Origin of the sequence: Psychrobium sp. 1_MG-2023 (assembly GCF_030689115.1) — a bacterium.
Lineage (GTDB): Bacteria > Pseudomonadota > Gammaproteobacteria > Enterobacterales > Psychrobiaceae > Psychrobium.
Genome location: NZ_JAUYVJ010000028.1, coordinates 42,068 through 53,270, shown reverse-complemented (window position 1 = coordinate 53,270; position 11,203 = coordinate 42,068). Strand labels below are relative to the sequence as shown.

At 40.4% G+C, this 11,203-nt stretch carries 10 protein-coding genes; 6 read left to right on the top strand and 4 right to left on the bottom strand.

Features of this window, described 5'->3' with window-relative positions; all coding sequences use genetic code 11:
* The first annotated feature begins 1,340 nt into the window (after positions 1-1,340).
* The 3 genes from Q8W26_RS14030 to Q8W26_RS14020 all read left to right on the top strand — a co-directional run bounded on the left by Q8W26_RS14030 (position 1,341) and on the right by Q8W26_RS14020 (position 4,222).
* Positions 1,341-1,922: a TIGR04211 family SH3 domain-containing protein gene (locus Q8W26_RS14030; protein ID WP_101213819.1), complete on the top strand. Its 582-nt coding sequence runs from the start codon at positions 1,341-1,343 to the stop codon at positions 1,920-1,922.
* Between the two features lie 291 nt (positions 1,923-2,213).
* Positions 2,214-3,272: a response regulator gene (locus Q8W26_RS14025; RefSeq protein ID WP_101213818.1), complete on the top strand. Its 1,059-nt coding sequence runs from the start codon at positions 2,214-2,216 to the stop codon at positions 3,270-3,272.
* Positions 3,269-4,222: a GGDEF domain-containing protein gene (locus tag Q8W26_RS14020; protein WP_101213817.1), complete on the top strand. Its 954-nt coding sequence runs from the start codon at positions 3,269-3,271 to the stop codon at positions 4,220-4,222. The genes Q8W26_RS14025 and Q8W26_RS14020 overlap by 4 nt, the downstream gene beginning before the upstream one ends.
* Here the strand turns inward: Q8W26_RS14020 and Q8W26_RS14015 are convergent.
* Positions 4,219-5,151 carry a M20/M25/M40 family metallo-hydrolase gene (locus Q8W26_RS14015; protein WP_101213816.1) on the bottom strand — a complete coding sequence of 311 codons (933 nt, stop codon included), beginning with the start codon at positions 5,149-5,151 and terminating at the stop codon, positions 4,219-4,221. The two genes, Q8W26_RS14020 and Q8W26_RS14015, sit on opposite strands and share 4 nt — an antisense overlap.
* 107 nt (positions 5,152-5,258) lie before the next feature.
* On the opposite strand from Q8W26_RS14015, the gene Q8W26_RS14010 reads away from it, so the two are divergent.
* Positions 5,259-5,615 (top strand): hypothetical protein, encoded by a 357-nt coding sequence (locus Q8W26_RS14010; RefSeq protein WP_101213815.1) that lies wholly within the window; start codon positions 5,259-5,261, stop codon positions 5,613-5,615.
* 129 nt (positions 5,616-5,744) lie between these two features.
* Positions 5,745-6,572 carry a serine O-acetyltransferase gene (gene cysE, locus Q8W26_RS14005; protein ID WP_101213814.1) on the top strand — a complete coding sequence of 276 codons (828 nt, stop codon included), beginning with the start codon at positions 5,745-5,747 and terminating at the stop codon, positions 6,570-6,572.
* Between the two features lie 90 nt (positions 6,573-6,662).
* Here cysE and Q8W26_RS14000 read toward each other — a convergent pair whose 3' ends face one another.
* From Q8W26_RS14000 to Q8W26_RS13990, 3 genes are all read right to left on the bottom strand, one after another.
* Positions 6,663-8,027 carry a DUF3482 domain-containing protein gene (locus Q8W26_RS14000; protein WP_101213813.1) on the bottom strand — a complete coding sequence of 455 codons (1,365 nt, stop codon included), beginning with the start codon at positions 8,025-8,027 and terminating at the stop codon, positions 6,663-6,665.
* Positions 8,024-9,136, bottom strand: coding sequence for a DUF2868 domain-containing protein (locus tag Q8W26_RS13995; protein WP_101213812.1), 1,113 nt, complete (start codon positions 9,134-9,136; stop codon positions 8,024-8,026). The genes Q8W26_RS14000 and Q8W26_RS13995 overlap by 4 nt, the downstream gene beginning before the upstream one ends.
* A gap of 115 nt (positions 9,137-9,251) precedes the next feature.
* The gene (locus Q8W26_RS13990; protein WP_101213811.1) at positions 9,252-9,530 is read right to left on the bottom strand and encodes a hypothetical protein; all 279 of its coding nucleotides are present in this window, start codon (positions 9,528-9,530) and stop codon (positions 9,252-9,254) included.
* A gap of 248 nt (positions 9,531-9,778) precedes the next feature.
* Here Q8W26_RS13990 and metK point away from each other — a divergent pair, with 248 nt between their 5' ends.
* Positions 9,779-10,930 (top strand): methionine adenosyltransferase, encoded by a 1,152-nt coding sequence (metK, locus tag Q8W26_RS13985; RefSeq protein ID WP_101213810.1) that lies wholly within the window; start codon positions 9,779-9,781, stop codon positions 10,928-10,930.
* Positions 10,931-11,203: the final 273 nt, after the last annotated feature.

Here is an 11,203-nt window from a genome sequence, read left to right as displayed (position 1 = left end):
CCTGAGCCTGTCCTTGTTCTTCCTTGAGATAGCTATCCTCGCTATCTAACCAATCCTTTAGCGCATCATCCTGATGCTATAATCCATTTCAGTAATTTCATTCCTCGATATTACTGTTACTCTACCTGAGCCTGTCCTTGTTCTTCCTTGAGATAGCTATCCTCGCTATCTAACTAATCCTTTAGCGCATCATCCTAATGCTATAGTCCATTTCAGTAATTTCATTCCTCGATATTACTGTTGCTCTGCCTGAGCCTGTCCTAATTATCCTTTAGCAATCATCCTGAATGCTAACACCCAAATCCGTGGGCTAATCCCTTTATCAAACACATCAAGATAAAAATAAGGGGTCAATCTTAACATTAGCTACAAATGTTTGGGTTCCTTGTGAGAAGTGCGCTGCACTCCCTAACCACATGACAAATTATCATGTAATCTCCTCACCAAAACAATGTCCCCAAACTAAAAACTCTCACAGAGCAAAAGTTAAACAACCACCTGGAGATCTATAAATAACTGATACTAAAGGGTTAAGATAAAAGTCTTATACTTATCTTAGGAGTTTTCGCCACGCAAACTTACAGCTTTGTGAGATATCTCTTACAAGCCTTCTGCCAATTAACTACTAAGGATATTTTATACACCTTTTCATTGAAGATGAGATTCTCACTCTTTAATGGGCTAGAAAGCCCAAGGGGGCAGTTAATCAGAGGGGTGCTGCTTAAAAAGTAATGCGCTGAAATGATGTACAGAATCTGTATCAGCTTAAGCGAACAACAACCACGTTCACTGAACTTGACGTGTCATCGAACAGAACACTCCACACTACCAATGAAATTAAATATGGCATTTCTTCTATGCATTGGTAATGCCTTAAATAGAAGAAAGAAGTCAATAGGTATTGGAGCCATTTGTTCTGCTGGCCGCACATTTTGGCACCAAAATGTATTAACTTAAAATAGTGATATCAATGTCGCATCTATAATTACAAATTCAATAAAATAAAAGGCTATGTCTTAGTTAACTGTTGTAGATATTTTTGTTTTTATTCAATGCATTAAATGTAACAGGCGACTCTTGTGCGTGAGGCATACTCTGGTATTAATTGCTTTTAACGGAAAGCTATTAAGAGAAAAATTTAAGGGTGAGTCTTTCATTTAAAGATCAGCAATTAAATGACGGGGCATCTTTGTTAATAACATTCATGTTATTAACCCTATAGACTACCAACATGCCTATACATCGAGGTTTTTAGTAATAATGTGTAAAGTCTAGTTGCAGTCAAGGTGACAAAATAATAGGATGGCGCATGTATCATTTTTCAAGCCTCGAGACACTATATGTTTAAACTACTCAAAGCATTACCTATTGCGTTACTTTTTATTTTTTCACCATTATCACAGGCACAAACAGGCTATATTTCTGATAATGTATTCATCTATATTCATTCTGGGCCAAGTGAGAATTTCAGAATTATAGGTAGCGTGCCTGCTGGTACAGAAATAGAAATTATCGAGCAATCAAAAGATCAAAAATTCACAAAGATTATTGATAATAAAAAACGTACTGGCTGGGTTCAATCGCAATTTACTTCAACTCAACAAAGCCTAAAAATTAAATATGAGCAGCTTAAGCAGCAATTAGCTTCAGAGCAATCAAAAAACCAAGCGCTAAATAGTAACTCAGCTAGTTTTACTCAACAGCGCAATCAGCTGAACAGCCGCATCGATCAACTGAGCCAAGAGTTACAAGAAGCAAACCAAGCTAAGGAGCAAGCGCTTGCCCAACTTGTTGGTGAAGACGAAGATATAAAGATTAAGTGGTTAGTCAATGGCGGTCTCCTTGCAGGTATTAGTATGCTCATTGGTATTATCATCACTTACTTACCAAGCAAGAAAAAGAAAAAAGGGAACTGGGCATAAAGCCTTCTTGTCTCACTAGCTTATTCATACGCCACTGAACTCCCCCTCTGTGGCGTACTATAACAATACATATCTTCACTATTCATTTTTTATCCACCGTAAATAATTGAACTAAATGTATCTATTTTGTAACAGGATATATTCATTTATCCTACCTGTGATAGAATCACTCTAATATAAAAATAAAATGCTATGGTTAAAGCTAGAACTGTTTGAGTAGTTTGCTTGTAAAACTATTCATTTATCTACTTACCATTAGCAATAACCAATAAATAAGCTGTACAGGTCTGTATGACGATACCTATTCTAATTTGTGACGATTCAAGTTTCGCACGAAAACAAATGGCTCGAGCTCTCCCACCCAATTGGGATGTTTCTATCTCTTTTGCAGAGCACGGTGAGGAAGCGATTGAAGCAATCAAAGCTGGCAAAGGGGATATATTATTTCTCGATTTGAATATGCCAGTGCTAGATGGCTATGGCACGCTAGAAGTCATTCAAGCGCAGGACTTACCCACACTCACGATTGTTGTTTCGGGTGATATTCAGCCAGAAGCTCATAAACGTGTAAAATCACTCGGTGCATTAGACTTCATAAAAAAACCCACGGACAAACAAAAAGTTAAAGATTTGTTAACCAGTTATGGTATTTTACGTGAAGAAGATCTGGTTGCTAGTGAATTACTCAATGAGAATGAAACCTTTGTCGAGGAAGATGATAGCGACAAAATTAGAGTATCAGATAACAACGAGATACAACTCGATCCATACCAAGAGGTCGCCAATGTTGCTATGGGGCGTGCTGGTGACCTATTAGCGCGAGTACTTAACGTAACTGTTACTTTGCCTATTCCTAAGGTTAACGTACTTGCTTCCAGCGAACTGCACATGATGCTTAAGGCAACTGATGAAACCAGTTCAATTTCAGCGGTCTGTCAGGGGTATATTGGTTCAGGTATTTCAGGTGAAGCGCTGATCTTGTTTTACGACTCCGCTTTTGACGATTTAGCTAAATTAATGGAGTATGAAGGTGAGCTCACTGAGTCAGCACAAAGAGAAATGTTAGTTGACCTATCTAATATTTTGATTGGTGCATTCCTTAAAGGGTTCTCAGACCAACTCGATCTATCATTTAGTCAATCACACCCTGAGTTACTTGGCTTGCACCGTAATATAAATGATTTGATTTATTCTGATACACGTAATTGGCAGGACATTCTTGCCATTGAAATCAATTACTCGATAGAGGAATATAATCTTGAGTGTGACCTTATTGTACTAATAACTCAAGACTCATTACCCATCTTAAATAACAAACTCATTTACCTTTTAGACGAGCAAAATGCATGAGCGGATTAGATTTTAAAGAAGTCCACTGGATGCTCAGTGTTATTAACAGCATTGATGTGGGCATGGTGGTTATCGATAATAATTACGACGTAGAATCATGGAATGGCTTCATGGTACACCACAGTAATATTGACGCTGCAGATGCGAAGGGAAAGAATCTTTTTGATTTATTTCCCGAGCTCGATAAAAAGTGGTTTATGCGTAAAGTGGAATCGGTTAAAACCATCGAAAACCAATCGTTTATTACTTGGGAACAGCGTCCTTATATTTTCCCTTTTAAGAACTACCGTCCGATAACTGGTACCGTTGAGTACATGTATCAAAACGTAACTATCATTCCGTTACCTTCATTGACTGGGGATATTGAGCAAATTAGCTTAACTATTTATGATGTTACAGATGTTGCAACTAATCGGATGGCGCTTCAACAAGCGAATGACCGTTTAGAAATACTCAGTGACACTGACCCTTTGACCAAGATTCATAACCGCGGATTTCTAGAAAAGTCTTTGCATAATGTTTTTGCTAACTTTAACCGAAATAATATAATTAGCTCTTTAGTGATGCTGGATATTGACCACTTTAAAGCAATTAATGATCAATATGGTCACCCCGCTGGGGACGCTGTTTTAAAGCAGCTGGCGTCGATCTTAAAAGAATCGATTCGTGATACTGATATTTTGGCGCGTTTTGGCGGTGAAGAATTCTCTATTGTGCTTGCTCATTCAACGAGTTCGGAGTCATTAAACTTTATCGAGCGTATTCGTCTGGCAATCGAACAAGCCGAGTTCCGCTACCAAGATACAACAATTCAAGTCACAGTGAGTTTTGGCATTGCTCAAACAGCAAAAGCCTTTAAAACAGTCAATGCTTGGCTTGAAGCTTCAGATAAAGCCTTGTATGAAGCAAAAGAAAAAGGCAGAAACCAAGGGATAATTTTCGACAATTAACCCGTCGAGTATTGGCTCTGTACTTGTTGCTCGATCAGTAAAAATATTTCAACAATATTGCGACTGATTTGTGAAAACTGTTGTTTAAGAATTTTATCGGGGCTATCACTAGGTAAATGGTAGTCTCGGTGATCTGCGCCTCCGACAAATAAAAAATCAATGTCTTTCTTGGCAAAAGCCCAGTGGTCACTCGCTCTTAAATAATCAACCTGCCTTCCCGTGACTTTATCTCGGTGAAAGCGCCGATGAACACTACAAATAGTTGCAATGGCAAAGATTTGTTGGCTTAAATCCGCTTGCTTACCTGTCGAGCTTAAAAAATACATCCGTTTAGCCCGCCCGAGCATATCTAGGTTGTAATTAAACACGATTTCATGCTCGATATTAACCCCCTGATTTAACAATGCCTTGGCCCCTAACAACCCCTTCTCTTCGGCATCAGTGGCAACAAAGAGCACTGAAGTTCTTGGCGGATTATCGACTAAGGCTCTTGCTAAAGCCAACATCGCAGCAACACCTGTTGCATTATCATCAGCGCCTAAGTAGATTCTTCCAGCACGCTCACCTAAGTGATCATAATGTGCGGTGACTACGATGATTTTGTTTGGGAGTGTACTCCCCTTAAGTAAAGCAACCACATTAACCCCTCTTTCACCATTAGGTAGGTCAAACGGTTGCTCATAATTAGAAAAGTAAGCAGGGATTGATAAATGTTTAAATCGTTCAATAATATGCTTCCTAGCCAGCACACTACCCTCGGTTCCCGCTTTACGGCCTGCCATGAGTGGTGCTGATAACAACTCCACATCTCTGGCTAGCTCGTGATTGATGACCACAGGGAGATGCTCGGTCAAACAGCTAATGTTTTGTTTTGTTGTACAAGCAGTCAATAACAGAATAACGGCTATTAGGATTAATTGTTGTTTCAAAGTAACTCCAAATGATCAATAAAATTCTCAATTGCTCCAATAACTCCTTCATTGGTACTCACGCTTAATTATCGTTATACTTACGTTTTTATAATTAGATAACGCTTATGAAGCTCGTTAACCGTATTTCACTTATTATTACGCCAAAACAACCCATGTATCAATGGTTGCAACAAGTCGCAGCCGAAGAAGTTACTTCGCTGGAAGAGTTACAGCTTGAATCAAGCTGCTACTTACTCGATGAACCCACCGACGAAATTGCTATTTCACCGCTAAAACAGCAATTAGTTGAGCAGCATTATCGGATGATTTGGCAAAGTGAGCTCGAGGTTTGGGATGAATTTTTAGATCAAGCCCCAGAACTAAAAGACCTCGCAATGTTTCTAGAATGGTTTGATGTCAAATTTTCAGGCCTAACATTTGACCTTGCGAGTAATAATCTAATGGTAGCAAACACACAATAGTGCTTTTCTAAAGGTGCAGTTAACACCTGCGCCAATTATTAACAATCTATCTTATAAGTAAAAATTCTTGCCCCATTACTATAGTCGTGGCAAATTAATAAGATTAAATACCGTTGTTGTAATAATTTCATGAATATTGAGTCTCTATGGGATCAGATCGTTACCCAAGCAGAACAGGCGATCGCCGATGAACCGCTGCTAACAAACCTTTATCGCCGTCATATTACTGACCATAACTCATTGTCTTCGGCCATCAGCAATATTCTATCCAGTAAATTGTATGATACGTATATGCCTGCGAGCTCACTCGAGCAATTATTTAATGAGGCCTTTAATGATTCACCCCAAGCAATTAGTGCGACTGCGCGTGATATTGAAGCCGTTAGAGAACGCGATCCCGCCATTCAAAGTTACCCAGAAGTGCTATTGCACTTAAAAGGGTTTATGGCTTTACAAAGTTACCGTGTTGCACACCACCTGTGGCAAAATAATCGCCATCAACTGGCACTCTACGTGCAAAGTCGTATTTCAGAAACATTTGATGTTGATATACACCCTGCTGCCTGTGTTGGCAAAGGGGTCATGCTTGACCATGCCAATGGCATTGTTATTGGTGAAACCAGTGTCATTGAAGATAACGTTTCAATTTTGCAAGGGGTTACACTCGGTGGTACAGGTAAAGAATCAGGGGATCGTCATCCAAAGGTTCGAGCTGGAGTGCTCATTGGCGCGGGTTCAAAAATTTTGGGCAACATTGAAATAGGTCAAGGCGCTAAGATTGGTGCAGGTAGCGTTGTTCTTAAAGCTGTCGCTCCACACACCACCGTTGCAGGTGTTCCGGCCAAGCAAATAGGCTCTCCAGAAAGTATTATGCCGGCACTAGATATGTGCCAAAATTTAGAGAAAGAGCTAGCTAGTGATGGTAAAACACCACATATTTTGGATTTTAATATTTAATAGTCCACGCTCTTTTAATGATTAAGCTGACACACAACATAGCCCTAAATCAATGATATCAGGGCTATGGCGCTCTATCATACCAACACCCTAATTAAGCAAGGTTAACATTGGCATTAATATATCAGGCAAATCATCAACACTTTTCTGCCTTGATAAACGATCTAATGCTACGTACAACGCTTTTTTATCACTAGTGGACAGTTGTTCAATCAAGTCACTTACTGTAAGCTCATCAATACTCATCCGGTCACGTTGAGCGTGATTGCGTCGATGCAAGATTTTATAACTATGTAAGAAACGCCCAAGTACAACATAAGGAAAGTTTTTATTTTTGATTGGCCCAACGCGCGCTTCATAACCACCTAAAGGGAGCCCTTTAATCTTCGATTGGGCGAGTTTATCAGCCCCAAACCAAGCAGCGCTTGATCCCAAAGCACCTCCCCCCAATGCTCCTAGCATGAAAGAATGACCTGCAACGGCTAAATCTAATGCCCCACCAGCGGCTGCACCAGCAATACCGGCAACACTCGCTAATTGTTTTCGGTCTAAGCCCCAGCCATACCACTTTTCGGTGTCGAACAAATCATCTGGCAATGATAATTCAGTTGTATCTCTTTCAAGGTGGTGATGACGGTATAGCAATTGCAATTCATCATGGGCGGTTAACTCTCGTTGCCTCATCCATTGGTAATATTGTTGCTCTAACATCAATTGCAGAGAAGTTGCCTGTGTTTTACTCAACACTTTTTGATGCAACTGATACTGTGTTAGTTCTTCAAGCATTTTACTGGCGATAAAACAGCTTTGATATTTTTGCCGTGTCACCTCTCCCTTAAACGCGGTTATTAAACGCGTTAATGACGATGACCACGGTTGATGGATCGCCGAAAAAGCTTCAAGCAAGTCAATATGATGCTCAATCTCCGCTTTAACAGCATCAAATACTCGAACCACACTAAAATATTGTCCTAGCGCTTTGGTCCAATTATCGACGTAATCGCTATTGGCTATCGGGTTAATTAACGCCATGCTAGGCTGACCAGTCCAGCGTAAAATTTCCATTTCCGCTTCATATTCCGCACTATAAGGACGAGACCCATCAACTACATATAAGATAGCTGCCCCAGCCATAATCGGCCGTAAAAGCTCAATTTCATCTTTGAATTGTTGACCGCAATCAGAGTCCTCTAAGAATTGTTGAATACGTTCACCACGCTTATCAGCATCGGGATTAGTCCGATTAAGCCAAGCCAACACTTTTCTTGGTCGTTGAAACCCTGGGGTATCAATCAGTTGATAGCTTTCATTGCCGACTTCAATATCAAAACTCTCTGAGACCACGGTCGTGCCGCTTTGCATTGATATTGCCACACGGTCATCTCTTGCTAAAGTCGAAACAATAGACGACTTACCTTTATTTGGGTGCCCAACTACGGCAAAGCTTGGTTTCATGTTAATTCCTTATCAACAAACAACGTCCAATTTTCCAGTGGGTGACAAAAACGTCGCCACTCATCCAAGTAGTGGGGGCTAATTGATTGCCATTGTTCTTCTTTAAAATCAATTGGCATAATGACACCACGCCCTTGTAGTAAAAAGTCTTTTAATTCACCCATCGGGGGTTCCCACGCGGCAACAATTACGAGCTGCTCTTTATCGTCCGCTCTCGCTTTTTCTTCATCGGTTTCACTGCCATGGAAGCCTACATGAAATAAATTATCCGCTGGGGGAAACTTGTCTTTCACTTGCATAAGTAGAGCATCCGGTACTTGCGACCAACACACAAGATTAAATGAGTCGAATAAAGGTCGCTCTGATGAGGCATTCGTTAACTGCGGCTTTGCTGGCTGCGGGTTCAATAAAGGCGCAGGTGTTGTTACTGTTTGTTGCTGAGCTTTATGTGCCTTAGAGAATGTCAGTGAAAGCCAACACAAGGCAATTAAACGTGGGATGATTGCATAACATAGTTGGGCAGCCAATAGGAACTGCCACCATTGGCCATAGTCGACGCTACTAGTTAGGTTATCATGATTAATACGCTGCTCTTGTGTTAACTCAAGCACCTCTTTAGTTGGCAGTGCAATATCAAGATATGTCCATGGCATTGCTATTGCGGCGAGCACAGGGTAAATATGCTCGGCTGTTAATAATGTTGAACGCCAGACAAATGAAACATCACTGAACAACAATACAAAGATAAACGCGAATAAACACCCACCGCTAAAGGCTAACGAGAGTTTCTGACTTTGCAGTTTTAACCATGGGGTGAGCAATTGTTGTTGTTTTAATTGTTGCACTGAGATAAGCCACTCTCTAGGCCAAATAGGTAGTGCTAAACTAAAGCGTAACGATAGACTTTTTGGCGAAGCCGTTGGCAATAAAGTAAATATCAATAGACCACAAGAAAGCAGCGGCCACAGCACAAATAATAAAATGAAGTGCAAAAGGTTTACGCGACCATAATCATCGCCAGATACCATGGCAGCACTTATAAGCAGCCCGACAATAAACATTAGTAATGTAAGCCCAACGCTCAGGCGAGAAAGAGATTGAGAGACCACGAAGAAAATCCATTAAATAAAAAGATGATTTTGACTGTTTTATAGAACTGATGCAATCACAACTGTGTAAACAAGCGTGTCAATCAGACTAAATTAACTAAAGAATAACACGCATTTAGGCATAAATATCTAACTCGTGATCTTCGTCATCATCAGGTTTCGTAGCGTCTGTATAGGGGGTTTCTGAGAGCGCTTTCTCTTCATCTTTCGCTTCAAACTCTCGTTTATGTTTGGCTTTCACTTCAATCAGTTTTTCTTGGTCTGATGGCTCACCAGACTTAATTTTTTTTATTTGATTCGATTTCTCAATTTGTTTTATTTGAATTTTCACAGGCGAGACGCGGTTACCCAAAGGCCTAGGTAATACTGAAAAAATCAAATCTTGACTCGGCATAGCTCCTCCACGAATCAATAACCTATACCCTTATATCGGCATGGTTGTAATAAACTTAATCTACAATTAATACCATAGCAGATTAATCAGTGGCTATCATGTAAACAGACGAGGCAAAAAGTGTCGCCTAGCTAACATTTATTTGTCAAAAGACCCTAGCATTAATAATTTATTTCATTACAATAGACGTCCAGACGTAAAAACATCTTTTTACTTTTTACCCATTAACTATTTCGAAGGCTTTTGCTATGGCACAACACCTTTTTACTTCAGAGTCGGTTTCTGAGGGACATCCAGATAAAATTGCAGACCAGATTTCAGATGCTGTTTTGGATGCAATCTTAGAGCAAGATCCAAAAGCACGTGTTGCGTGTGAAACTTATGTAAAAACAGGCATGGTCATGGTTGGTGGTGAAATCACTACCACAGCTTGGGTTGATATCGAAGAAATCACTCGCCGTACAGTGCGTGAAATCGGTTATACCAACTCAGATATGGGCTTTGATGCTGACTCTTGTGCCATCCTTAACGCAATCGGCAAGCAGTCTCCAGACATCAATCAAGGTGTTGATCGCGCAGACCCTAAAGATTTAGGCGCTGGTGACCAAGGCTTAATGTTTGGTTATGCAAGTAATGAAACTGATGTATTAATGCCTGCTCCTATTACTTACTCTCATAAGTTAGTAAAACGCCAAGCTGACGTCCGTAAAGACGGTACATTACCTTGGTTACGTCCAGACGCTAAATCTCAAGTAACTTTTGCTTACGAGAACGGCATCATTACTGGCGTTGACGCTGTCGTATTATCAACACAACATTGTGATTCTATCGGTCAAGATGACTTAATTGAAGCAGTAATGGAAACGATCATCAAGCCGGTATTACCTGAAAAGTGGCTAAACAAAGACACTAAATACTTCATCAATCCTACCGGTCGTTTCGTGATTGGTGGCCCAATGGGTGACTGTGGTCTAACTGGTCGTAAAATCATCGTAGATACCTACGGTGGTATGGCTCGTCACGGTGGCGGTGCGTTCTCAGGTAAAGATCCATCAAAAGTTGACCGTAGTGCGGCTTACGCAGCACGTTATGTTGCAAAGAACATCGTAGCAGCTGGTTTAGCAGAGCGTTGTGAAATTCAAGTGTCTTACGCTATTGGTGTTGCTGATCCAACATCTATCAGCATCGAAACATTTGGCACAGGAAAAGTCAGCGAGCAAGTATTAATCGACTTAGTTCGTCAGCACTTTGACCTACGCCCATACGGCCTAATCGAGATGCTTGATCTAAACCGCCCTATTTATCAACCAACAGCGGCTTACGGTCACTTTGGTCGTGAAGAGTTCCCGTGGGAGCGCACAGATAAAGCCCAAGCATTAAAGGATGATGCTGGAGTTTAATTACTCTGAAATATTAGTTTAAGTCGCTAAATGAAAGCCTTAGTAGAAATACTAGGGCTTTTTTGTTACTAGGTATTGGTGTAAAGCCCGCCTCTTTCAGCAGCTTTTTAACTTTTCAAAACATAGCTAAACCTAGCGAGCTTGTGATACCAATTACATTAAATATTTGCCCACTTGTGCCAGTTAAAATAACTGGAACGGCGTTACTATCAATCCCAATAGCAGCTATTTCTCAATCGTGTGCCTTGTTCAGGCTCATTTTTCCAAGGCATA